The sequence below is a fragment of the Goodfellowiella coeruleoviolacea genome, assembly GCF_024171785.1.
Lineage (GTDB): Bacteria > Actinomycetota > Actinomycetes > Mycobacteriales > Pseudonocardiaceae > Goodfellowiella > Goodfellowiella coeruleoviolacea.
This window is the reverse complement of the sequence record NZ_JAMTCK010000009.1, coordinates 373,910-396,522: the sequence shown is the minus strand read 5'-3', so window position 1 is coordinate 396,522 and position 22,613 is coordinate 373,910. Positions and strand designations below refer to the sequence as shown.

The 22,613-nt window shown below is 73.1% G+C and carries 20 protein-coding genes; 7 read left to right on the top strand and 13 right to left on the bottom strand.

Annotated elements, in window-relative coordinates; genetic code table 11:
* Nucleotides 1-30: 30 nt before the first annotated feature.
* From LX83_RS21460 to LX83_RS21425, 8 genes are all read right to left on the bottom strand, one after another.
* On the bottom strand, nt 31-1,443 hold the full coding sequence (locus LX83_RS21460; protein WP_253774158.1) for a GntT/GntP/DsdX family permease: 1,413 nt from the start codon (nt 1,441-1,443) through the stop codon (nt 31-33).
* Nucleotides 1,440-2,348: an NAD(P)-dependent oxidoreductase gene (locus LX83_RS21455; protein ID WP_253774156.1), complete on the bottom strand. Its 909-nt coding sequence runs from the start codon at nt 2,346-2,348 to the stop codon at nt 1,440-1,442. Before LX83_RS21455 ends, LX83_RS21460 begins: the two co-directional genes overlap by 4 nt.
* Before the next feature lie 50 nt (nt 2,349-2,398).
* The gene (locus tag LX83_RS21450; protein ID WP_253774154.1) at nt 2,399-3,253 is read right to left on the bottom strand and encodes a class II fructose-bisphosphate aldolase; all 855 of its coding nucleotides are present in this window, start codon (nt 3,251-3,253) and stop codon (nt 2,399-2,401) included.
* Complete coding sequence (locus tag LX83_RS21445; protein ID WP_253774152.1) at nt 3,253-4,737, bottom strand: four-carbon acid sugar kinase family protein; 1,485 nt, start codon at nt 4,735-4,737, stop codon at nt 3,253-3,255. Before LX83_RS21445 ends, LX83_RS21450 begins: the two co-directional genes overlap by 1 nt.
* 21 nt (nt 4,738-4,758) lie before the next feature.
* The gene (locus tag LX83_RS21440) at nt 4,759-5,469 is read right to left on the bottom strand and encodes a FadR/GntR family transcriptional regulator (protein ID WP_253774150.1); all 711 of its coding nucleotides are present in this window, start codon (nt 5,467-5,469) and stop codon (nt 4,759-4,761) included.
* A 223-nt stretch (nt 5,470-5,692) separates the two neighbouring features.
* On the bottom strand, nt 5,693-6,682 hold the full coding sequence (locus LX83_RS21435) for an ABC transporter substrate-binding protein (RefSeq protein ID WP_253774148.1): 990 nt from the start codon (nt 6,680-6,682) through the stop codon (nt 5,693-5,695).
* A complete protein-coding gene (locus LX83_RS21430) occupies nt 6,679-7,458 on the bottom strand; it encodes an ABC transporter ATP-binding protein (protein WP_253774146.1) in 780 nt (259 codons plus the stop codon). The genes LX83_RS21435 and LX83_RS21430 overlap by 4 nt, the downstream gene beginning before the upstream one ends.
* Complete coding sequence (locus LX83_RS21425) at nt 7,459-8,544, bottom strand: FecCD family ABC transporter permease (RefSeq protein WP_253774144.1); 1,086 nt, start codon at nt 8,542-8,544, stop codon at nt 7,459-7,461. It lies immediately after the preceding gene.
* Between the two features lie 209 nt (nt 8,545-8,753).
* Here LX83_RS21425 and LX83_RS21420 point away from each other — a divergent pair, with 209 nt between their 5' ends.
* On the top strand, nt 8,754-9,995 hold the full coding sequence (locus tag LX83_RS21420) for an MFS transporter (RefSeq protein WP_253774142.1): 1,242 nt from the start codon (nt 8,754-8,756) through the stop codon (nt 9,993-9,995).
* Here LX83_RS21420 and LX83_RS21415 read toward each other — a convergent pair.
* Together LX83_RS21415 and LX83_RS21410 are read right to left on the bottom strand one after the other, a co-directional pair.
* Entirely contained in the window at nt 9,992-10,276 is a 285-nt protein-coding gene (locus tag LX83_RS21415; protein ID WP_253774140.1) for a DUF1540 domain-containing protein, read from the bottom strand. The genes LX83_RS21420 and LX83_RS21415 overlap by 4 nt on opposite strands.
* Nucleotides 10,277-10,510: 234 nt before the next feature.
* Nucleotides 10,511-10,834 carry a DUF3817 domain-containing protein gene (locus LX83_RS21410; protein ID WP_253774138.1) on the bottom strand — a complete coding sequence of 108 codons (324 nt, stop codon included), beginning with the start codon at nt 10,832-10,834 and terminating at the stop codon, nt 10,511-10,513.
* Between the two features lie 221 nt (nt 10,835-11,055).
* Here LX83_RS21410 and LX83_RS21405 point away from each other — a divergent pair, with 221 nt between their 5' ends.
* Nucleotides 11,056-12,378 (top strand): MFS transporter, encoded by a 1,323-nt coding sequence (locus LX83_RS21405; RefSeq protein ID WP_253774136.1) that lies wholly within the window; start codon nt 11,056-11,058, stop codon nt 12,376-12,378.
* A gap of 56 nt (nt 12,379-12,434) precedes the next feature.
* Here the strand turns inward: LX83_RS21405 and LX83_RS21400 are convergent, their stop codons facing one another.
* Nucleotides 12,435-15,038 (bottom strand): MXAN_6230/SCO0854 family RING domain-containing protein, encoded by a 2,604-nt coding sequence (locus LX83_RS21400; RefSeq protein WP_253774134.1) that lies wholly within the window; start codon nt 15,036-15,038, stop codon nt 12,435-12,437.
* Between the two features lie 165 nt (nt 15,039-15,203).
* A complete protein-coding gene (locus LX83_RS21395; protein WP_253774132.1) occupies nt 15,204-16,163 on the bottom strand; it encodes a penicillin-insensitive murein endopeptidase in 960 nt (319 codons plus the stop codon).
* A gap of 247 nt (nt 16,164-16,410) precedes the next feature.
* On the opposite strand from LX83_RS21395, the gene LX83_RS21390 reads away from it, so the two are divergent.
* Both LX83_RS21390 and LX83_RS21385 read left to right on the top strand, forming a co-directional pair.
* Nucleotides 16,411-17,412, top strand: coding sequence for a C40 family peptidase (locus LX83_RS21390; protein WP_253774130.1), 1,002 nt, complete (start codon nt 16,411-16,413; stop codon nt 17,410-17,412).
* A 59-nt stretch (nt 17,413-17,471) separates the two neighbouring features.
* Entirely contained in the window at nt 17,472-18,605 is a 1,134-nt protein-coding gene (locus LX83_RS21385) for a peptidoglycan-binding protein (RefSeq protein WP_253774128.1), read from the top strand.
* Between the two features lie 100 nt (nt 18,606-18,705).
* On the opposite strand, the gene LX83_RS21380 is transcribed toward LX83_RS21385, so the two are convergent.
* On the bottom strand, nt 18,706-19,035 hold the full coding sequence (locus tag LX83_RS21380) for a WYL domain-containing protein (RefSeq protein WP_253774126.1): 330 nt from the start codon (nt 19,033-19,035) through the stop codon (nt 18,706-18,708).
* A 62-nt stretch (nt 19,036-19,097) separates the two neighbouring features.
* On the opposite strand from LX83_RS21380, the gene LX83_RS38465 reads away from it, so the two are divergent.
* From LX83_RS38465 to LX83_RS21365, 3 genes are all read left to right on the top strand, one after another.
* On the top strand, nt 19,098-19,685 hold the full coding sequence (locus LX83_RS38465) for an FAD-dependent oxidoreductase (protein ID WP_253774124.1): 588 nt from the start codon (nt 19,098-19,100) through the stop codon (nt 19,683-19,685).
* 382 nt (nt 19,686-20,067) lie between these two features.
* Nucleotides 20,068-21,234 carry an alkylhydroperoxidase domain protein gene (locus LX83_RS21370; RefSeq protein WP_253774122.1) on the top strand — a complete coding sequence of 389 codons (1,167 nt, stop codon included), beginning with the start codon at nt 20,068-20,070 and terminating at the stop codon, nt 21,232-21,234.
* A gap of 246 nt (nt 21,235-21,480) precedes the next feature.
* On the top strand, nt 21,481-22,608 hold the full coding sequence (locus LX83_RS21365) for an ABC transporter substrate-binding protein (RefSeq protein WP_301328600.1): 1,128 nt from the start codon (nt 21,481-21,483) through the stop codon (nt 22,606-22,608).
* Nucleotides 22,609-22,613: the final 5 nt, after the last annotated feature.

Here is a 22,613-nt window from a genome sequence, read left to right as displayed (position 1 = left end):
CGGCGTGGAGTCGCGCGGTGCTCGGACCGATCAGACCAGCGGCCACAGCACGGCGGTGAGGGCGAAGCCCGCCACACCCATCACCGTGGTCAGCAGCGTCCAGGTGCGCAGTGCCGCGCCCACCTCAAGGCCGACCAGCTTGGTGAACATCCAGTAGCCGGCGTCGTTGATGTGCGACACGGCGAGCGCGCCCGCCCCCATGGCCAGCGAGATCAGCGCGAGGTGCGGCGCGGACAGCGACGCGTCGGCCAGCAGCGGCGTGATCAGGCCGGCGGCGGTCACCAGTGCCACGGTGGCCGAGCCCTGGGCGGCACGCAGCAGCAGGGTCATCAGGAACGCCAGCACCAGCACGGGCAGCCCGGTGGACCGCAGCAGTTCGGCCACTGCCGTACCGATCCCGGTCTTGACCAGCACGTTGCCGAACACCCCGCCGGCGCCGGCGACCAGGATCACCGCCGCGACCGGCGGCAGGGCCGAGCCGAGCACCTCGGCCACGTGCGACCGGGACCAGCCGCGCCGGAAACCCAGCAGCCAGGCGCACAGCGCCAACGCGATGAGCAGCGCCACCAGGGGCGCGCCCAGCACGGTCAGCACGGCCCTTGGCACCGATCCCGCCGGCAGCACCAGATCACCGACGGTGCCGGCCAGGATCAGCACGATCGGGGTGAGGATCAGCGCCACGACCATGCCGAACGACGGCGCGCGCGGCACGCTCCGCGCGGCGGTCACAGTGCCGCCCGACGGAGTGCCGTCCGCCCCAGTGCCGTCCGACCCAATGCCGTCCGACCCGGCGGAGTGGACCTCGGCGGGCGCCTCGGGCGTCGTCGGGTACTCGCGCCGCGTCATCCGCTTGGCCACCAGGTAGCCGAACAGCACCACCACCGCGGTGAGCGGGATGCCGAGCAACAGGATCCAGCCCAGGTTCGAGCCGATCTGCGCGGCGGCGGCCACCGCGCCGGGGTGCGGCGGCAGGAACGCGTGCACGGTGAGCATGGCCGCGCCCATGGGCAGCGCGTAGGCCAGCAGTGGTTTGCGCGCGGTCCGGGCCACCCCGTGCACCAGCGGCATCAGGATGATCAGGCCCACCTCGAAGAACACCGGGATGCCGAGGATGAACCCGGCCACGGTCAGCGCCAGCGCGGTGCGGCGCTCACCGAAGCGGTCCATCAGGGAGCGGGCCAGCGACTCCGCCCCACCGGACAGCTCGATGACCCGGCCGATCATGGCGCCCAGCGCGATGATGATCGAGATGTGGCCGAGGGTGTTGCCCATGCCGGTCTCGATGGTCTTGACCAGGTCCGCGGCTGGCACTCCGGCGGCCAGCGCCACACCGATGCTGACCACCAGCAGGGCCACGAACGCCTGCACCCTGAACCTGAGCACGAGCAGCAGGAGCAGTGCGACGCCGCCCCCGGCGATGCCGAGCAGCGCCCCGGTGCTCACTGCCCGCTCCCCTGGGGTGAGAGCAGGGTGACGATGCTGGAGTCGTCGGCCGCGCCCAGCCCGGCCCGCTCACCGAGCAGGTAGAGCTGGTGCGCTGCCGCGGCGAGCGGCACCGGGATGTGGGCGTCCTTGGCGATGCCGGACACGATGCCCATGTCCTTGACGAAGATGTCCAGCCGGGAGCGCACCTCGGCTCCCCCGTCGTAGGCCTGGAGCATGCGCGGTCCCCGGTCGGCGAGCATGAACGAGCCGGCCGCGCCCTTGGCCAGCGCGTCGATCACCACGGCCGGGTCGAGCCCGAGCCCCCTGGCCAGCGCGACCGCCTCGGCCGCCGCCGCGATGTGCACGCCGGCCAGCAGCTGGTTGATGGCCTTGAGGGCCTGGCCGTCGCCCGGGTTGGGGCCGACCACGGTGAGCGTGCTGGCCAGCTGGTCGAGCAGTGGCCGGCTCGCCGCGAGGTCGGTCTCGCCCGCACCCACCACGATCAGCAGGTCGCCGGTGCCGGCGCGGGCGGGGCCGCCGCTGACCGGGGCGTCGACCAGCCCGATGCCGCGCTCGGCCAGCCGGTTCGCGGTCGCCCTTGCCGCGTCCGGGCCGACCGTGCTGGTGAGCACCACGATCCCGCCCGGTCGCAGGGTTTCCGCCACACCGTCCACATCGAACAGTGCGGCGTCCACCTGGCGCTGGTCGCGCACGGCGAGCACCACGATGTCGGCGTCGGCCGCGGCCGCTGCCGGGGTGGCGGCCGGGACCGCCGCGGCGACCTCGGCCTGCCGCGCGGTGTCGATGTCGAACACGGTGACCGGGAACGCCTCGGCGAGGCGGCGGGCCATGGGCAGGCCCATGGCGCCGAGCCCGATCACGGCGACGCGGGTTTTCTGGGCAGCGTCAAGCGAATCAGTCATGGGTGTGCGTCCTCAGTGGAGGGTTGGTTGCGGTGGGGTCGGCGGGTCGCTCAGCCGGCGGGGGTGGTCCTGGGCGCGAGCAGTTCGATCAGCCGGGTCGCGGCGTCGGTCACGGCCGCGCGGGCCGCGGCCAGCACGGCCACCACGTCGGAGCCGGCCGAGGCGGCGGGCAGGGCGTCGGCGGTGGCCCGCAGGTAGGCCCGGCGCAGTTCGGCGTTGACGTTGACCTTGGCCACGCCCCGGTCGACGGCGCCGCGCAGTTGCGCCGCGGGCACACCGCTGGCGCCGTGCAGCACCAGCGGGACGTCAACGCGGTCGCGGATGGCCGCCAGCCGGTCGAGGTCCAGCCGGACCGGGTGGGCGGAGAAGCCGTGCACGTTGCCGACCGCGACCGCGAGCGCGTCAACCCCGGTCTCGGCGACGAACTCGGCGGCCTGCCCGGGGTCGGTCAGCAGGCCGGCGGTTGCGTCGGTGGACACGTCCTCGTCACCGGCGATCGCGCCGAGTTCGCCCTCGACCCACACCCCGCTGGCGTGGGCGGTCCGCACTGCCGCGCGGGTCAGCGCCACGTTGTCGGCGAAGTCCAGGTGGGAGCCGTCGACCATCACCGAGGTGTAGCCGGCCGCGACGCACGCGGCGATCTCGCCGAGGTCCCGGCTGTGGTCGAGGTGCACGCCGATGGGCGCGCTCGACCGGCGTGCCGCCGCCACCGCCAGCTCGGCCAGCGCGTCGCGGCCGGCGTGCCGGAACGCGCTGGCGCCGGCCTGCAGCAGCACCGGGCGGCCGGTCAGCTCGGCCGCCGCGACCACGGCCTGCACGGTCTCCAGGTTGTAGGCGACGAACCCGGGCAGCGCGCCGCCGTCGCGGACCGACGCGGCCAGGACTTCCGCTCCGTGCAGCAACATCACCGGCTCCGCAGGGTCGTCACGACGCGGGCCAGCGAGTCGTCGTCGCCGACGTTGCCGGCGAACACCACGTACGGGGTGCCGGTGAACGGGCCGGCCACCGGCTCCCACAGCGACACGATCCCCGGCAGCAGGGTGCCCCTGGCGATCGCGCGCCGGATGCCGAGGCTGTCGGTGGCGATGTCGCTGGAGGTGATGCCGCCCTTGGCGACCACCCAGGCCGGCCGGGTGTCGCGCACGGTCGCGGCCACGGCCGCCACCAGCGCCGAGGACACCGCGCGGGCGATGGACAGGCTGGCGTCCGGGTCGTCGCCGGTGACCAGGGTGCGGCTGGTGCGCAGCACCACGTCGGTGTCGGCCATGGCCGCGGCGGCGGCGCGGGCCAGCTCGGCGATGTGCCCGGCGCGCGCGGCCGGGTCGAGCAGGGTGGGCACGTCCAGTTCGAACTCGGCGATGCCGCCGAGTTCGCGCAGACCGGCCAGCTGCCTGGTGGTGAGGCCGACGTGGGAGCCGACCGCCACCAGGCCGTGCCGGCCGGCCCGCTCGGGGTCGCCGATGCCGCGCAGCCGCTCCGGGGTCAGCGGCGGCTGCTCGGCCTGGCCGCTGCGGGCCCGCACGAACGACGGCCCCACCCGGTAGACCAGGCGGGTGCCGGCGGCCTCGGCGCGCACCAGGGCGAGCGCGAGCACCCGCAGGTCGGTGTCGTCGACCGCGTCCACCACCGCGGGCCGGCCGCCGCGCAGCGTGCCGAGCAGCTCGGCCACGTGTTCGGGGCCGCCGGTGCGCAGGTCGGCGAGGGTGATGGCGAGCACCTGCGCGGCGGGCACCCGGCCGGCGGTCTTCTCCGCCACCCAGGCGCGCAGGTCGGAGTTGCGGTAGCCGAAGGTGGCGTCCTCGGCGAACTCGCTGCTGGCCACCGGGATCATGCCGGCGGGCGTGCGCATCCAGTGCACCGAGCCGACGGTGAGCCGGCCGGCCTGCAGGTAGGCGGGTGAGATCACCACGCCGTCGACGGGCCGGCCGTGCCTGGCCTCCTCCTCGGCCAGCACGTCGGTCTCCAGCGGGTAGTGCCCGCGCAGGGTGGAGTCGCTGCGGCTGGCCAGCACGTAGCTGACGCCCTCGGCCGCCGCCGCCTCGGCCAGCGCGCCGGCCACCTCCCGGTTGCGCGCCGCCGCGTCCACACTGGACAGACTGCGGGTGTTGGTGAGCACGAAGAAGGCGTTGGCCGGCTGGCGCAGGGCCCAGCGCAGGTCGTCGACGCGCCAGGTGGTCAGCACCGGGATGTCGGCGACCGTCTGGGTGCCGGTCGGGTCGTCGTCGAGGACGACCAGGCACGGGCCGCCCGCGGTGGCCGAGGCGACCTGGTCGGCGCTGACCTGGCGCGGCGCGGGCAGGCCGGCGAGCAGGTCGTCGACGGCCACCGGCCCGGGCGGCTCGTGGCGCGCGCCGGGCGCGGGGTGGGCGGGCGGGGTTGTCCGGGACATGCTTCGGATTTCCTTCTGGGGTCAGGACTCGCGGTGCCGGGGGTCGATCACGTGGGTGCGCAGGTCGTCGGCGGTCTGGCACATGTGCTCGTCCATGGCCTTGCGGGCCAGCACGGGATCGCCGGCCTCCAGGGCGCGCAGGATCTGGGCGTGGTGCTCGATGGCGTTGGCGCGGATCGCCGGCACGGCGGACGTCTCCCGCCTGCCCTCGTGCAGCAGCCGGCCGAACGGCTCGAACATCAGCGGGATGAAGGCGTTGCCGCTGGCCTGCATGACGATGTCGTGGAAGGCGATGTCCGCCTCGACGAACAGGTCGACGTCCCCGGTGGCCGCGCTGTCCCGCATGTCCTGCAACAGGCCGTGCAGCTGGGTGAGGTCGTCCTCGGTGCGCCGCAGGGCCGCCAGTTCGATCGCGCCGATCTCGATCAGCCGGCGTGCCTCGATCAGCCGCTCGGAGACCATGCCGGTGGAGCGGGGAGCCGCGGCTGCCGCGCGGATCAGCGGGTCGAGCGCGGTCCACTGCGACGGCGGGTTGACGAAGGTGCCCCGGCCGCGCTGGATCCGCACCACGTTCTGCGCCCGCAGCGCCTTGACCGCCTCGCGCACGGTCAGCCGGCTCACCGACGCCTGCTCGGCCAGTTCGCCCTCGGGGGGCAGCGCCGAGCCCGGCGGATAGGTGCCGTCGATGATGGCGGTGAGCAGGTGCTCGGCCAGTTGGTCGGACAGCGACATTGCTGCAAGCCTCTCTCGCGACATCTGACATCTGACGTCTGATGTGGCGAGCAGCCTAAATAGGCCGAACGGCCGCGTCAAGACCTCCCCGATCGGCCCATGACCAGCCCGCCCCGGACCGCGCGCGGCTGCTGTGCCACGGCGGTCGCGGGCGCGGGTTTCCGAGGGCGACGGGCGGGGCACGGCGGTGACCGGATCGCCCCGCCGCGTGGTGCGACCGGCGTCAGCGACCGAGGGAACGCAGGTAGGCGGCGAGCTTCTCGGCGGCGTCGATGTTGCGGGGCCCGCTCACGGCCTCGCCGTAGTCCAGCACGTGGAACCGGTCGTCGCGCACGGCCGGGGTCGCCGCCAGGGGCGGGAACGACTTCAGGAACGCGATCTTGTCCTGGACCGGTTGGTCGCCGTAGTCGACGACCACGATGACCTCGGGCTGGGCCTGGACCACCGACTCCCAGCCGACCGCGGTCCACCGGGCGTCGACGTTCTCCACGACGTTGCGGCCACCGGCGAGGGAGATGATGGCGTTCGGCGCGGCCTGCGCGCCGGAGGTGAACGGCTGGTCGGTGCCGGAGTCGTAGAGGAACACCCGTGCCGGTTGCCCACCCGGCCGGTTCCGCTCCAGTGTGGACACCCGCTCGCGCAGCCCGTTGACGAGTCGGTCGGCGCGGTCGGTCACGTGGAAGATCTCGCCGAGCTGGCGCAGGTCGGTGTAGAGCGCCTCCAGCGGTGGGACGCGCACCGGGTGGTCGCCGTAGTTGAAGCAGCTCTCGGTGTGCTGGTAGCTGCGGATGCCCACGCTGTCGAGCTTCTTCGGCGTGATGCCCCTGGCCTCGCTGAAGCCGGAGTTCCACCCGGCCAGCACCCAGTCGGCCTTGGCCGCCACCACGGTTTCGAAGCTGAGCACGTCGGTGGACAGGGTCTCCACCGAGCGGTAGTCCGCCAGGTACGGCGACCGCTCCACCGCGGGCGCGGCGGTGCGCGGCATGACGATGCCACGCATCCGGTCGGCCAGCCCGAGCGCGAACATCTTCTCGGTGCTGCTCATGTCGTAGGCGACCGCCTGTGTCGGTGGCGGGTAGGTGATCCGCTCGCCGCAGTTCTCGATGGTCACGGGTGCGGGTTCGCGCGCCGATCGCGGTGCCACCTCGGCACCGCAGCCGGCGAGCAGGCAGCCGGCGAGCAGGACGGGAATGACCGGGAAACGCCGGGTCACGGGTTGTTCTCTCCTGTCAGCGTGTAGAGCAGTTGCGGGACTCCGGTGTGCGGATGGGTCACCACGGTGGGGCGGACGCCGAACACCCGCTGGACGAGTTCGGGAGTGAGCACGTCGGCGGGCGGTCCGATGGCGACGAGGGTTCCGCCGCACAGCACGGCGAGCCGGTCGCAGGTGGCGGCGGCGAGGTTCAGGTCGTGCAGGGCGACCAGCGCGGTCAGTCCGCAGTGGCGCACGAAGGACAGCAGTTCCAGCTGGTGGCGCACGTCGAGGTGGTTGGTCGGCTCGTCGAGGACGAGCACCCGGGGCTGCTGCGCGAGCGCGCGGGCGATGAGCACGCGTTGCCGCTCGCCGCCGGACAGCGACAGGACGCCTCGGTCGGCCAGGTGCGTGATGTCGGTGCGCCGCATGGCCTCCTGGCACAGCAGCCGATCGTGCTCGCTGAGCGCACCACCGCCCTGGTGGTGCGGGAACCGCCCCAGCGCGACCACTTCGGCGACGGTGAAGTCCAACTCGGTGTGGTTGTCCTGGGCGACCGCGGCGACCGAGCGCGCACTGTCGCGAAGGGACAGTGCGGTCAGGTCGGTTCCGTCGAGCAGCACCGCCCCGGTGGTCGGCCGCAGCGCGCGGTAGACACAGCGCAACGCGGTGGACTTGCCGCTGCCGTTGGGGCCGACCAGGCCCAGCACCTCACCGCTTTCCACGGTCAGGCTGAGTTCGCGGACCAGGGTGGCGCCGGTGACCTCCACCGAGACGCCGTCGAGGGCGAGCGCCATTCAGCGGCCCCCGAACAGGTAGGCGCGGCGGCGCAGCAGCGTGACGAACACGGGCACGCCGATCAGCGCGGTGATCACGCCCAGCGGCAGCTCTCGCGGGGCGAACAGGCTGCGCGCGGCCAGGTCGACCCACACCAGGAAGATCGCGCCGGCCAGTGGGGCGATCGTGAGCACGCCGCGGTGGCCCGCGCCGGCCAGGATGCGCACCAGGTGGGGGATGACCAGGCCGACGAAGCCGACCGCGCCGCTGACCGCGACCAGTGCGCCGGTGACCACGGCGGTGAGCAGGAACAGCGTTCGGCGCAGTGCCTCGGCGTCCACACCGAGGCTCGCGGCGGTCTCGTCGCCCATGGCGAGCACGTCCAGCGACCAGCTCGACCGCACCAGCACCACCACGGCCACGACCACCGCGGCCCCCGCGATCGGCAGGGCACCCCACGTGGCGCTGCCGAGGCTGCCCAGCAGCCAGAACAGCACCGACCGCGCTGCCTCGCCGAACGGGGCGAAGAACACGATGACGCTCATCAGCGCCTGGAACCCGTGGGCCAGTGCGACACCGACGAGCACCAGCCGCAGCGGAGCGACCCCGGTGCGGTTGCGGGCGACCAGGTACACCAGTGCCGAGGCAGCGAGCGCGCCCAGGAACGCGGCGGCGGAGAGCGCGTACACGCCGAGCCCGGCGAACAGCCCGAAGGACACGACCGCGCTCGCCCCCACCGAGGCGCCGGAGGAGACCCCGAGGATGAACGGGTCGGCCAGTGCGTTGCGCACCATCGCCTGCACGGCCACCCCGATGGCGGACAGGCCCGCGCCGACCACCGCCGCCAGCAGCACCCGAGGGGCGCGGACCTGCCAGATGACCGAGTAGCTGCTGACCTCGTCCGCGCCGATGGTGCCGCCGGTGAGGGCGGCGCCGAGGTAGCGCAGGGTGTCTGGCAGTGGGACCACCGTCGGCCCGAGCGCGACCCCGGCCACCACTGACACCACCAGCGTGAGCGACAGGGCCAGCACGGGCAGGGCCAGCCCGGTGCGGGTGGGCCGGGCAGGCGGGTGGTCCGCCGTCGTCTTGGTCAGGGTCACGCGCATGCCTCCGCAGTGGACTTTCACCCCAGTGAGCGACGGAGGCACCCCGGTGGTCGCGCTCCATCAGCGACCACCAGCCTACAAATGACAATCATTATCGTCTAGCCCGAACGTGGTAACCCGAACGAACCACCCCGCCCAGATTAACGACAACGGTTTTCATTACAGTGACGAGCGTGCCCAGGACCCCGCTCCGAGGGAGCAGCCCTCCCGTGACCGCACCGGCAGAGCCCAGCGCCGCCGGGTCCGCCGCTCGCCACCCATCCCTCCTGCGCGACGCGTCCTTCCTGCGCCTGTGGTCAGGCACCACCGCGTCCGGACTGGCGACCTGGGCACTGCCCTTCGTCCTCGGGCTCGCGGCGCTCGACCACGCGTTGACCCCCGCCGGACTCGGACTGGTGCTGGCCGCGCGGACCGCGGGTTTCCTCGCCGCGGTCCCGGTCAGCGGCGTGCTGGCCGACCGGTACTCCCGCCGAGGGGTCGTCCTGTGGTCCGGTCTGGCCGCGGCGCTCGCCGCGCCGGTGATCGCCCTGGGGCTGGGCTGGTCCGTGCCGCTCATGGCGCTTGCCTCGGCCGTGGCCGGCGCCGGGCAGGGCGCGTGCCGGCCGGCGTTCCAGGCGCTCACCGCCGAGGTCGTCGACCAGGCCCGGCGTCAGCGCGCCAACGCCGCCACGACCCTGGCGGTGCGGGTCACCACACTGGTCGGCCCCGCGCTGACCGCACTGCTGGCCACCGTCCTGGACACGGCGGCGCTGCTGCTCGGCATCGGCCTGCTCTGGCTGGTCGCCGCGCTGCTGCCGCCCTCGGGGACAGCCGGTGTGCTGCCACCGGACACCCCGAGGCGGCGCACCGCCCTTCGCACCGACTTCGCCGAGGGCGTGCGCGAGGCGCGCCGGCACCCGTGGTTCCTCGCCGGCCTCGGCGCGCTGACCGCGGTGATCGCCACCGGCTACTCCGCGACCGGCGTGGCACTGCCCCTGGTCAGCCGGGACCGCTACGGCAGCGAGGCCGTCCTGGCGAGCGCGACCACCTGCTACGTCGCCGGCGCGCTCGCCGGGGCGCTGCTCGTCGCGCGGTGGCGCCCCCGCGCCCAGGGCTGGACAGCGCTTGCCGGGCTGGCCTGTTACGGCTTCGCCCCGCTCAGCCTCCTCCTGCCGGTGCACCCCGTGGCGGTGGCCGTCGCCTACGTGCTCGCCGGCATCGGGATCGAGTTGTTCAACGTGCCCTGGTTCACCGCCACCCAGCGCGAAATCGCCCCGGACAAGCTGGCCCGGGTGTCCTCATTGGACTTCCTGCTGTCCTACGGGCTGGCACCGGCGGGCCTGGCGCTCATCACGCCGGCCATGAACGCCTTCGGCGCACCGGCCGTGCTCGGCGGCTGCGCCCTGGTCTGCTTCCTCGCCCCCGCCGCCGCCGCGCTCGTCCCCGGCACCCGCTCCTTCTCGCGGACCTAACGCGGGCTGTAGGTCAGGCAGTCGGCCACGTCCTGGCGCGCGCCCACGCTGATCGCCGGCGCCCGGCACTCCAGGTCCACGTTGTGCTGGCAGTCGGCCATCTTGCAGGCACCGACGTGCCCCATGGCGTCGGCCACCCCGCCCTGGCGGGGCGCGGTGAAGTAGGTGTCGCAGTGCGCCTGCTCCGGAATCCCGACCGTGATGGCCAGGGCGTGGCAGGCGTGGTTCCGGTTGTAGGCGCAGGACTCCGCCGAACACTCACTCACGACCGGCATGTCCATCGGCTTCTCCTGACTCGACGAGCACGGGGAACCGTCCCTGGTTCCGCCACCACGGTCGCGCGCCCGCACCCAACCCGCAGGCCCAGCACCGGGAAGTTCACTCGCTGGCGGGAGCGGCACCCCCTGCTTGGGCCGACCGCGCCGCGCGCGCCACCAGCGCCGCGACACCGTCCCAGGTGGACTTCCGCCGGGAACTCCACCTGGCGGTGCCGGCCGGCCGCGGTCCCGACGTGCTCAGACCTCGGCGGGGCGCCGCGCGCGGTCCAGCCGACCGGTGCGCGCGGCCCAGCGTTCGAACACGACGGTGCCGAACGGCGGGATGCTCGCCACCAGCGCGAGGATCAGGGTGGGCACCCGCCAGCCGAGCGGACCGCGGGCCAGGAGCGTGACGAGCACGTAGCAGACGAACAGCACGCCGTGCACCGGCCCGAAGACCCGCACCCCGAGGTCGTTGCCGACCACGACGTACTTGAAGAACATGCCGACCAGCAGACCGGCCCAGGACACCGCCTCGGCCATCGCTAACAGCCGGAAACGTCCAGCGGGATCGGTGAGCAACGGTTCTCCCCTCGGTCGGGCGGTATGTCCACATTGTGCAGAGTGGGCGCGCTCACCAGGGCACCGGGTGGCCGTGCCCGCCGCCGCCGCTGATCCACGTCGTGGCCGCCAGCGGTCACGGCGGGCATTGACTCGCGGTCGACCTGTTCCTAGGTTGTCTCGGTACAGGGCATCCGTCTACATATGAAGACGGATGCGACAAGTCCGAACCGGAGACGCCGATGACGCTGTCGTCAGAGAGTCCCGCCTACCGCAGCGCCGTGCGGAAGTTCTTCCGCCGGATGCTGCCGCTCGTGGTGTTCATGCTGGTGATCAACCAGATGGACCGCACGAACGTCGGCTTCGTCCAGACGCACCTCAAGGCCGATCTCGGCATCGGCGCGGCAGCCTTCGGACTCGGTGCCGGGTTGTTCTTCGTCGGGTACGCGATCTTCGAGGTGCCCAGCAACATCCTGCTCGAACGGTTCGGCGCCCGGGTGTGGCTGACCCGCATCATGATCACCTGGGGTGTGGTGGTGGCGGCCACGGCGTTCACCACCGACACCACCACGTTCTACCTGCTGCGGTTCCTGCTGGGGGTCGCCGAGGCCGGGTTCTTCCCCGGCGTCATCTACTATTTCACCAAGTGGCTGCCCAACGCCGAACGCGGCCGGGCGACCGCGATCTTCCTCGGCGGCTCCGCGTCCGCCTACATCGTCACCGGACCGATCAGCGGCGCGCTGCTGGAGATGCACGGCCTCGCCGGCATCCCCGGCTGGAAGTGGATGTTCCTGCTGGAGGGCGGGTTCTCCGTGCTCGTCGGGATCGTCGCCGGGTTCTTCCTGGTCTCCCGGGTGCGCGACGCCAGGTGGCTCACCGACGAGGAGAAGGACGCGCTGACCGCCGCGGTCGAGCGCGACGAGGCCGTGCGCGCCAGCGCCAGGACCGAGCGGGTGTCCAAGTGGCGGCTGGTGGCCAACCCGCAGGTGCTGCTGCTGTGCTGGCTGTTCTTCGCCATGTCGCTGACCGGGTACTCGATCACGTTCTGGCTGCCCAGCATCGTCAAGAAGATCCCGGACATCTCGGACTTCACCGTCGGCCTGCTCACCGCGGTCCCGTGGATCTGCGCGATCGCCGCCATGTACACGCTGGCCTGGTACACCGACCGCACCGGGCGGCGGCGGCCGTGGGTCGCGGTCGGGCTGGTGGCCGGCGCGCTGGGCACGTTCCTGGCGACCCTGGGCTCACCGTGGTTCGCGCTCGCCGCGCTGTGCCTGGGCGCGGCCGGGTTCAAGTGCGCGGCCTCGGCGTTCTGGCCGATGGCCCAGCACAGCCTGGACCTCAAGATCGCCGCGGCCGGCATCGCGCTGATCAACTCACTGGGCAACCTCGGCGGGTTCGTCGGCCCCACCGTGGTCGGCTACGTGGAGGAGCAGACCGGCAGCACCGCCGGTGGACTGTACGCGCTGTCCATCGTGTCGGTGCTCGCCGCGTTCACCGTGCTGCTGGTCCGGGCACGGCACACGCCCGCCCGCTCGGCGGACCCGGCACCGGCCGTGCACTGAGCTGGCGGCGTTGAACTGGCGGCACTGAGCTGGCGGCACTGAGCTGGCCGGGCCGGCTACTGCCGGGCGAGCGCGGCGACCAGGTCGGCCGCGTCCAGCGGGGTGGCGCGACCGGTGTCCACTTGGGACGGATACAGGGCGAACACCGAGGCGCGCTCGGCGACCTCGGCGTCCCCGCGGACCAGTGCGGCGAGGTCGGGCCGGCCGCCAGCCGGCTCGGCCCCGGTCGGTCCCAGCGCGATGAGCCGGCTGGCGTAGGCGGCCACGGTCTCACCGGGTTCGCGCCGGTAGGCGACCAGTGACCCGTTGCCGTGCCGCACGGTCGTCGTCTCGGCGCGGGCCGCCGCGTGCCAGCACGCCAGTTCCCACACGCTGACGCGGGTGCCGGCGGCGAAGTACCGGTCGGCCGCGGCGGTGAGCAGGCCGAGCGTCGCCGAGTAGCGGGCCACGCTGTGCGTGCCGCCGGCCCCGGTGAGGTTGGCGTCCAGCCACCGCATCCGGCCGTGGGCCAGGTCCAGCAGCAGTGGCGTGGCCACCCTGACCCTGCCGGTGAGGTCGAACCGCTGCTCGACGGCACTGGGCTCGAACGCGGCCGAGCCGCGCGGAGGATCGGCCATCACCCCGGCGAACGCGTCGGTCATGGCCTCGAACGGCACGTCGTTGAAGCTGAACACCACCATCGTCACGTAGCGCACGCCCCGCGCGACCAGGTCGGGGATCTTCAGGTCGACGAACTCGCTGGCGCCAAGCGGCGCCGGCGCCGAGGTCAGATCGCCCGAGTGCACGGCGGCGTCCCCGCCGTAGCGCAGCCGGGTGTAGTCGCACCAGGCCAGGAACGAGCCGGCGCCGTCGAACAGGGCGACCGACAGGTCCAGGTCGACGCGGCGGTCCTCGGGCTGGGTCCAGTGCAGGAACAGGCGCACCACCCGGTTACCGGGCAGCGGCTGGGCACTGCCCCTGGGCAGCCGCACCAGCGCACCCGACGCGGTGCGCTCGGTGAACGGCGCCACCAGGTCGGCCAGGCCGGTGTCGAGCAGCGCGTTCTCCACAGTGGACAGCCGGCCGGCGCGGTCGAGCAGTTCCGCGGTGATCGCCTGGTCCAGCGCGTTGCCGACAGCGGCGGCCAGCCTCGGCCGGCGGTCGGGTTCGGTCCACAGCCGCGCGGACCCGCCGCGCGGGTGGTACAGCCGGTCCCCCGCCGGCCAACTGGCGGCGCGGACCGCGCCCAGCGCGGCGATCAGCACGCCGGGGCTCACCGCGGGCAGGGCGTCGCGCACCACGGCCAGCAGCGCGTCGGTGTCCTCGGCCCGACCGGCCACCGCCACCAGCCGCCTGGCCAGCTCTCCGGGCCGCTGCGCCAACAGCCGCAGCGCGTCGGCGTCCACACCGGAGCGCAGCGCCTGCTCCAGCCGGCCCGACCACCGCGTCACCCGCAGCTGGTCGCCCACCAACCGCACCAGCTCGCCCTGCTCGGCCGCGGTCGCCAGCAGCAGCCGCCCGAACTCGGTGTCGGCGTCCACTGTGGTCCCGCGCAGCACGGCGAACGCGAGCGCGGCCCTGGGGTGCCGGTCGGCCTGGTCGAACGGGTGCAGGTTCTCGGCTACGCGCAGCCAGGCCCGCCGGTGCCGGAACAGGTCGTCGACCAGCCCGGCGAACGGCAGCTTGTGCAGCCGCAGCAGGATGGTCCGGCGCAGCCGCCTCGGCAGCGACAGCCGCACCGCCGGCGCGGTGACCAGTCCGGCGTCGCCGCCGAACATCACGTGCAGCAGCCGCAACAGATCGGTCGCCGTGTCCACGTACCGCCCGAGCAGTTCGGCCCTGCGGTCGACCAGTTCCGGGTCCGCGAACAGCCGGCCAAGCACCAGTGCCCTGGTCTCCCGCACCGGGATCGCCCCGGGCAGCCAGCCGAGGTCCCCGTGCCCGACCCGGTCCAGCAGCACGGTGAGGTCGTCGCGGTCCTGCGGCGCCAGCGGGGTGGCGCGGGCCAGCAGCGCGGCCACCGTCCGGTGCACGGCGGCGTTGACGTCGTCGGCCAGTTCCAGCACGACCGCGCGCCTGGGCAGCGCCGGGACGCCCGCGCCGCCCGGGGCCGGCGTGGGCCGCAGGAACGGGTCGTGCTGGCTGATCCGGCGGTGGCAGATCGGGCACGCCGAGTAGTCCGCGCCGTCCCAACACCGGTGGCACACCAGGTGCGCGCACGGCGCCACCGGCTCCACGGTGTCCACCGCGCCGCACAGCACACACGGCTGCCTCGGTTCCTGCAGCAGGAGGGTGAACACCCGCCGCACGTACAGCTCGGCGGTGTTCTCGGGCACGCTGCGCGGAAACCGCCGGAACAGGGGCACGTGCGGCACGTGCGCCCCGACCAGCCGGTCCAGTGCCGCGAGCAGCCCGGCGCCGACACCGACCAGGCGCTCGACCGGCAGCCCGGTCAGGTGGCCGCGCAGCCGAGGCCCCACCAGGAATCCCCTGGCGAGCACGTCGGCCTCCAGCGCCACCACCCCGCCGGCGACGCCGGCCGCGCGGCGCCTGGGCACCTTGACCTTGCCCTGCCCACCGAGCAGCCCCGGGGCCACCAGCCCCGACCGGCGCAGCAGCACCAGCGCGACCGGATCGGTCGCCGCGACCTTCCCTCCGACCACCGCACCGCCGAGCGCCATGCCACCCCCCTTGTGTCGGGCAGGAAAAAGGGACGGAGAGCGGGCGCACTAGGTTTCATTCCAAGATGAGGTGAGAAGGAAGCACGCCCAGGAGCCGTCCCACCGCGGATACTACGCGGACCCGGCTCCCCGACGCACCCGGTTATTCCCCGACCACCACGCGGGTCAGCAGGTGTAGAGGCTGCTGGGGTGCACCAGCTCGCAGTAGCGCACGTGCAGGTGGTTGTCGTGGTTGGCGTAGCTGGTCGTCAGGCCCTCGCTGATCAGCGTGGGATCGTTGAAGAAGACCAGCTTCACGTGACCGGGCGCGGCGGCCCGGATCGCCTTGACCAGTTCCCGGGTCGCGGCCCGGTCGTAGGTCGCGGACTGCCAGGTGATCCGGCCGGCGGTGCACTGCGCGCTGTCGGTTCGGATCGGCCAGATGTCCACGTCCAGGCCGACGTCGTGGCTGGCGTGGCCGGGGATGTCACCGCCGTGTTCCCGGCCGACGTCGCCGAGCGGGACGTTGCCGTTGCCGGTGGCGGCGAACGCGGTCGCGGCCTGCTCCAGCTGCGCGATGGCCGCGGCGGTTCCCCAGTTCGCCGTGCCGTTGCCGTCCGGGTCCTGGTCGCACAGGCCCGACGGGAACGCCGGGTAGTCGTAGTGCCACACCAGGTTCTTCCAGGTGTCCGGGCCGGTGATGCCGTCGGAGCTGATGCCGGCGTGGGTCTGGAACGCCCGCACCGCCTCGGTCGTGGCCGCGTCGTAGGTTCCGGTGACGGCCAGGCTCAGCCGGCGCTTGGCGTTGAGTTCGACCTGGAGCGCCCTGACCGCGTCACCGCTGTCCCCCGGCCGGATGATGGGCGTGAGCGCGGCCCAGGTCTTGGGGCCAACGATGCCGTCGACGCCGAGTCCCCTGGCGGTCTGGAAGGCGCGCACGGCCGTGACCGTGGCCGCGTCGAACACCCCGGTGGTCGGCACGGCGTGACCGCCGTGGGTGAGCAGGTGCTGGATCGCCAGCACCTCAACGCCGCGGTTGCCGCTGCTCTGGGTGTGGAAGAACGCGCCGGCGTAGGCGTGGGCCGGCGTGCTGGCGATGACCGCCGACGCGAGTAGGACGGCGAGCACGACCGCGAGTCTGCGCATGGTGCCTCCGGTTGTCAGGAATGGGCGGGAAACCCGCCGAGGCGTCGACCGGCAGCTCGCCACCCGGCTGCTGGCGTGGGCGGGCTTCCTCCCGAACAGCTCGGCCAACCGTAGTGCCGTCACCGGGTGCGCGGGAAACCTTTCCACCACCGCGAAAACGCTTCCGGCGGTTGCGCCGGCGTCCATAGCCTGCCGCCGCAGAAAGACCACCCCCGACTCGCTTCGCACGCATCCAGGAGGCACGGTCATGCGAACAAGGGCAGTGCTCGTCCTCGCCGCCCTCCTCACCGTCCTGTGTGGACCGGCGATCGCCAGGGCCCCGGTCGCCGCCGCCGAACCGGACCTGGTGGCCGCCGGTCACCCGACCGCGGATCTCCGGCTGACCAGGGACGACATCCTCACCCGGGGCAGGAGCTGGCTCGACGAGCGGGTCCCGTACAGCCAGACCGCCTCGCACACCAACCAGTACGGCACCTACCGGCAGGACTGCTCGGGTTACGTGTCCATGGCCTGGGGCCTGAAGGTGGTGCGCTGGACGGGAAACATCATGGAGGTCGCCACCCGGATCGACAAGAAGGACCTGCTGCCCGGCGACGCGCTGTGGGTGCACACCAGTTCCCACCAGCACATGGGGTTGTTCGTCCGGTGGGCCGACGCCGCCAGGACCCAGCCGGTGGTGTGGGAGGAGCGGCACTCCGGCACGGTCGCCTCGCAGCAGACCTGGTCGGCGGCGCGGACCGCGGAGTTCACCGCGATCCGCTACCGCAACGTCATCGAGGGCGACGTGAAGACCTGCGCCGCGGTCAACCTGACCCACCCGCACTACCCCCAGCTTTCCACCGGGGCGACGGGCGATCTGGTCAGGACCGCGCAGTGCCTGCTCACCGGCGCCGGGTTCAGCACCGGGGCGGACGGCCCCACCGGCAGCTTCGACGACACCACCGCGAGCGCGGCCAGGCAGTTCCAGGCGAAGGTGGGGCTGGGCCAGACCGGCGTGGTGGACGCGCACACCTGGACCGCGCTGCTGGCCAGGGGCAGCACGCCACTGGTCCAGAACGGCTCGTCCGGGGACGCGGTGCTGCGCGTGCAGCGCGCGCTGAACGCGGCGCTCGACGCGGGCCTGGACGCCGACGGCGAGTTCGGGCCGAAGACCACCGCGGCGGTCAAGCAGTACCAGAGCACCCGCGGGCTGGACGCCGACGGCGTTGTCGGACCGAACACCTGGGCGGCCCTGCAGGCGGGCAAGTGACTGTCCACAGAGGTCAAACCGGCCGGGGCGGCCGGGGCGCGGCGCGAGAGGAGCGTGGCATGCGGAGGTTGCTGGCCGGCGTGGCGATCGCGGTGGCGGTCGTCGGCGCCACGGTCGCCGGTGGTGCGACGGCGCACGCGGCCGACCCGCCAACCGGCGGTGAGCTGAGCGCCGTGGTGGCGAGCTGCACCCAACAGGTCTCGGCGGGGCTGTACGCCGAGCGCAGCGGTGGTTCCCGGACGATTCCGGTGTGCGCCACCGGGAACGCGGTGCACTGGCGGTCCGGCATGACCATCGACTGCGACGGCCAGCGGACCGAGCACTGCAACGCCAGCACCGACCCGTACTGGCAGAACTCCACGGCGTGGGCGCAGTCCGACGGCAAACCGCTGAACGCGGAGAAGCTGCCCTACATCGTGGTTCCCGGCATCACCTCGACGTGGAGCTACGCCCGCTCCGGGATCACCGGCGGCACCGTGGCGGCCGTGGTGTACCAGGGGCGCGTCGCCTACGCGGTGGTGGGCGACGTCGGGCCGGGCGGTGCCATCGGCGAGGGCTCCTACGCGCTGGCCAAGGCGCTGGGCATCAACCCCAGCCCCAGTTCTGGCGGGGTGTCCGGCAAGGTGGTCGACTACATCCTCTTCCCTGGGGTCAAGGCCAGTCCGATCGAGAACGGCGCGGACGCGGTGGCCAAGGGGCAGCGGGCCGCCGCCGACCTGGTCGCGGGCCGCCGGGGCTGCACCGGTGTCCAACTGGACTTCACGTCCTACCCACCGCTCGGTTCCGGCGCCACCGGCGCCCTGGTGCAGGCGGCCCAGTGTCTGCTCCGCGCGGCCGGGCAGGACATCGGCGACGGCGACCCGAGCGGCACCCTGGACGAGGCGACGGCCGAGGCGGTGCGGCAGTTCCAGACCCGGGTGGGGCTGCCCGCGTCCGGTTCGGTGGACGCGCACACCTGGACCGCGCTGCTGTCCAGGGGCGCCACCCCGCAGATCCAGGACGGCGCGTCCGGGGAGGCGGTGTTCCGGGTGCAGCGCGCGCTGAACGCGGCCGTCGGCGCCGGCCTGGCGATGGACGGCCAGTTCGGGCCGAAGACCACCGCGGCGGTCACGCAGTACCAGAGCACCCGCGGGCTGGACGCCGACGGCATCGTCGGGCCGAACACGTGGAGTGCCCTGCAGACCGGCAAATGACCGGGGTGCCCTGGTCGCACCCACCCCCAACCGGGGCATCCCACCCCGGCCCGTGCTCAGGCCGGGCCGGGGTTCCGGCGTTCGTTCCTGCGGCGAGTTCTCAGCTTCCGCCGGTGTCGCGGTCTTCTCCGGTGCCGCGGCCTTCGCCGGTGTCGGCGAGGGTGGCCCACCGGTGTGCCAGGCGTTGGCACGCTCGGACGAGTTCGGGTGGGTGCAGGTCGGTGAGTTCGGTGTCGAACGTCGCGAGGATGCCGGCTATCCCGGCCCAGGACCAGGCGCCGAGGGTGAGCCGGCAGTGGTCGTCGTCGAGGTGTTCGACGACGGAGCCGCCCGGTGCCCAGCAGGCCACGACGTGGGCGGGCAGGGTGAGCCGTGCGCTTCCGGTGCACGGCCAGGACGCGGCGGTGTCACCGCGGTCGTGGGTGCTCATCACGAGGTGGGCGAGGTCTGCTGGCCGAAGCGGTCGGCGACGACCTGCACCTGGGATGCCGGGTGTCCGGCGTCGGACACGGCGGTGGTCGTCCTGACGAGGGTGCGCCCCAGGTGCTGTTCACCGACCGCGCGCCGGTCGCCGCGGACCTGGTGGTGGGCGCGGACGGCGCTCACTCCATCGTCGCCCGTCATCTGGCGGGCGGTCCGACCAATCGCCCGGCGGGCATCATCGGGTTCTCGGGACGCACGCTGCTCGCCGACCTGAGCGCCAGCGAGCGGCGGCGGCTGGGCCCGCGTTCGGGACTCGTGGTCGGTCCTCGTGGGACAGCGCTGTACATCGGCTTTCTCGACCCGCTCGGCGACGCCGTGCGCGCCACCCCGCCCACGGCCGGCATGGGTGCCGGCGCGGCCATCCGCGACGCCGCGAGCCTGGCCGAGCACCTCACCGCGTCGACCGCAGGAACCACCACCCTCTCCGAGGCGATCCACCGGTTCGAGACCGGCATGCGCGAGCGCGGTGGCGAAGTCCTCACCCTGGCCATGCGCACCGTCCGGTGGATCCTGGCCACCGACACCACGCTCGGCGCGGCGGCCACCGCCGTCGGTGCCCCGGTCCTGGCCGCGGCCGCCCGGCTGCTCCGGCACTGACCGCCTGAACGCCGCCACGCGACGCGGGTGTCCCATCCGGACAGGCGTGGCAACGGCCGGTGCGGCGGTCCGGTGTGCTGCCGTGCACCCCTGACCAGGATGTGAAACGACCTTGACCAGCGATCGTGCGCCAGTAGCGTCCCTGGTGGCCAGAAAGCCGTGGACCGCGTGCGGTGGCCGCGGTCACGACGTGCACTGTGGACGATCGGACGAGGGGAGCCCGCTGGTGGACGTGACCGCGCCGACACCGGTCTCCCGGACCGGTCCACCTCGGCCACCCTGACCAGGTGGTGGCGCGGGCGGCACACGCAGCACACCAACCGGCCCCACCAGACCCGGGTTGGCGGCCGGACACGTCCACCTCACCCGACGGAGCATCCCGATGAGCACCACCACCCAGCCCACCCAGGAGTCCACAGTGGATGTGATCGCCGCGCTGGCCGGCGTGCGCCCCGGCTCGGAACTGGCCGCGCTGCGCGCACAGCGCGCTGCCGCGACCGAACACGCGCAGCGCAGCTACCAGGCGCTGTTCGCCCCGGCTGACGCCGGTGACCTGACGTTGGTCGAACGGTACGCCGCGGCGGCCAGGGCCGCCGAGCTGCACGCCGACGACGCCCTCGCCGCGCACTACCGGTCGGGCGGCACCGACGTGCGCGACCAGGTGCGCGCGGCCGCGATCGGGGCGCACGTCGAACTGCTGACCACCCGACCGGCCAGCGCCCGCCCCGACCACCTCCGGGCACTGGCCGCGGCCGGTCTGTCCACATCGGCCATTGTCAGCCTGTCCCAACTGGTCGCCTTCGTCAGCTTCCAGACCAGGGTGATCACCGGCCTGCGGCTGCTCGGCGCGCACCCGGCCGGGACCGCACCACTGCCCGTCGACCGGCAGGCACCTGCCGCGAGCCCGGAACCGCTGGCCCGAGGCGGCGCCGAGGTGAGCTTCCCCGGTCCGGACCTGGTGCGCCCGCTCGGGTTCACCCGCGACGGACTGGAGTGGACGCCCTGGCTCACCCCGCTCGACCTGGCCGAGGCAACCGACGAGCAGCGCGACGCGCTGGCCGGCTGGCGGGCCAACTCCCCCTACTTCCGGCTGCTCGCGTGGGACTCCGCCGTGCTGGTCGAGCGCACCGCGACCGACAACGGCATCTTCTACACCCACGGTGGGCTGCCCCGGGCCGAGCGGGAACTGGCCGCGACCGCCACCTCCCGACACAACGGCTGCGTGTACTGCGCCTCGGTGCACGCCAGGCTCGCCGCCCAGCTCAGCGACCGCGCCGAGGACATCGACCGGCTGCTCGACCGCGGTGCCGAGCCCGGCAGCGGGCTGGGCCTGGACCCGCGCTGGCAGGCCGTCGTGGACTTCGCCGTCGCCCTGGCCAGCACGCCGGCCAGGGCCACCGACGACCACGTCCGGGCACTGCGCGAGGTCGGTCTGGCCGAGTTGGAGATCCTGGACGTCGCGCAGGCGAGCGCGTTCTTCTCCTGGGCCAACCGCCTGATGCTCAGCCTCGGTGAGCCGTACCGGCCCAACGGCACGGCCACCGGCTGACCGCTCTCCCCCAGCTCCCAAACGCCTGGCGCGCCGCGGTAGTTCGGTGTCCGACATGGATGATCGACACCCCGGACACGCCCGCCACCGACCACTCCTTGGGACGGTTGGTTCACGTCTTGACCCGGTTTTCGCCGTCGACCTACCGTCATCCCGCGGTCGATACCTCCAGCGCCGAGCCCGGCGTGCGAGGCGGTGGCCTCGCCTGATTCCTTTGCGACCGCGCAAGTCCAGGGACGGATCACTATGCGTGCTGTCAGGAGAACCCTTGTTGCCGCCGTGGTGGGCGCGGTCGCGCTCTCGGCCTGCGGTGCCGTCGGCGCCGGAGCCGGTGCCGGCGACACCGTCTACTTTGGTGTGTCCGGTCCGGTGACCGGTCCCAGCGCCGAGTACGGTCGGCTGTGGAAGCAGGGTTTCGACCTGGCCCTCGACAAGGTCAACGCCGAGGGTGGCGTCAACGGCAAGAAGGTCGAACTCAAGTGGGAGGACTCGCAGTCCGACCCCAAGCAGACCGTGCCGATCGCGCAGAAGTTCGTCAACGACCCGTCGATCATCGCCGAACTCGGCGACTTCTCGTCGCCGGCCTCGATGGCCGCGTCCCCGATCTACCAACAGCGGGGCCTGGTGCAGTACGGGTTCACCAACTCACACCCGGACTTCACCAAGGGCGGCGACCACGTGTGGAGCCCGTCGCTGACCCAGGAGTTCTTCCAGCGCGCCAACGCCAGGGCCGTCTCCGGGCACGCCCGCCGGGTCTCCGTGGTCTACCAGCAGACCGACTGGGGCAAGACCGCCTTCGACATCTTCTCGGCCACGGCCAGGGACCTCGGCCTGGACATCGTCTACTCCTCGGCCTTCCTGCCCGACTCGACCGACTTCCGGCCGATCCTGATCCAGGCGCGCGACGCCGCACCCGACGCGGTCGTGCACCTCGGGTACGGGCCGGACGGCGCGCTGATCGTCAAGCAGCTGCGCGACATCGGGTTCACCGGGCAGTTCTTCGGTGGGCAGAACACGCCGGAGTTCCTCCGGCTGGCCGGGGCCGCCGCCGAGGGCGACATCATCACCGGCTACTTCGTCAACAGCGACCCGCGCCCCGAGGTGCAGTCCTTCGTCACCGCGTTCCGCGACCGCTACCACGAGGATCCCGGCGAGTTCAACGTCTACGCCTACGACGCGCTGATCACCCTGGTCACCGCCGCCCGCAACGGCGGAGCCACCCGCGAGGGCGTGCTGAAGGGGCTGCGGGAGACCCCGCAGTTCCCGTCCGTGCAGTTCGGTTCCCTGTCGTTCAACGACGAGCGCCGGCCGCACGACGTGCAGGCCAAGGAGCTGGTCGTCCGCGACGGCGTCTTCGTGCTCAACCAGTCCTGACCGGC

Coding starts and splice junctions, on each gene's coding strand:
- LX83_RS21385 (WP_253774128.1), top strand. CDS start 17,472: ATGCGGAGGTTGCTGGCCGGCGTGGCGATCGCGGTGGCGGTCGTCGGC.
- LX83_RS21450 (WP_253774154.1), bottom strand. CDS start 3,253: ATGTTGCTGCACGGAGCGGAAGTCCTGGCCGCGTCGGTCCGCGACGGC.
- LX83_RS21455 (WP_253774156.1), bottom strand. CDS start 2,348: ATGACTGATTCGCTTGACGCTGCCCAGAAAACCCGCGTCGCCGTGATC.
- LX83_RS21390 (WP_253774130.1), top strand. CDS start 16,411: ATGCGAACAAGGGCAGTGCTCGTCCTCGCCGCCCTCCTCACCGTCCTG.
- LX83_RS21405 (WP_253774136.1), top strand. CDS start 11,056: ATGACGCTGTCGTCAGAGAGTCCCGCCTACCGCAGCGCCGTGCGGAAG.
- LX83_RS21445 (WP_253774152.1), bottom strand. CDS start 4,737: ATGTCCCGGACAACCCCGCCCGCCCACCCCGCGCCCGGCGCGCGCCAC.
- LX83_RS21395 (WP_253774132.1), bottom strand. CDS start 16,163: ATGCGCAGACTCGCGGTCGTGCTCGCCGTCCTACTCGCGTCGGCGGTC.
- LX83_RS21430 (WP_253774146.1), bottom strand. CDS start 7,458: ATGGCGCTCGCCCTCGACGGCGTCTCGGTGGAGGTCACCGGCGCCACC.
- LX83_RS21380 (WP_253774126.1), bottom strand. CDS start 19,035: ATGAGCACCCACGACCGCGGTGACACCGCCGCGTCCTGGCCGTGCACC.
- LX83_RS21425 (WP_253774144.1), bottom strand. CDS start 8,544: ATGCGCGTGACCCTGACCAAGACGACGGCGGACCACCCGCCTGCCCGG.
- LX83_RS21365 (WP_301328600.1), top strand. CDS start 21,481: ATGCGTGCTGTCAGGAGAACCCTTGTTGCCGCCGTGGTGGGCGCGGTC.
- LX83_RS21370 (WP_253774122.1), top strand. CDS start 20,068: ATGAGCACCACCACCCAGCCCACCCAGGAGTCCACAGTGGATGTGATC.
- LX83_RS21400 (WP_253774134.1), bottom strand. CDS start 15,038: ATGGCGCTCGGCGGTGCGGTGGTCGGAGGGAAGGTCGCGGCGACCGAT.
- LX83_RS21440 (WP_253774150.1), bottom strand. CDS start 5,469: ATGTCGCTGTCCGACCAACTGGCCGAGCACCTGCTCACCGCCATCATC.
- LX83_RS21415 (WP_253774140.1), bottom strand. CDS start 10,276: ATGGACATGCCGGTCGTGAGTGAGTGTTCGGCGGAGTCCTGCGCCTAC.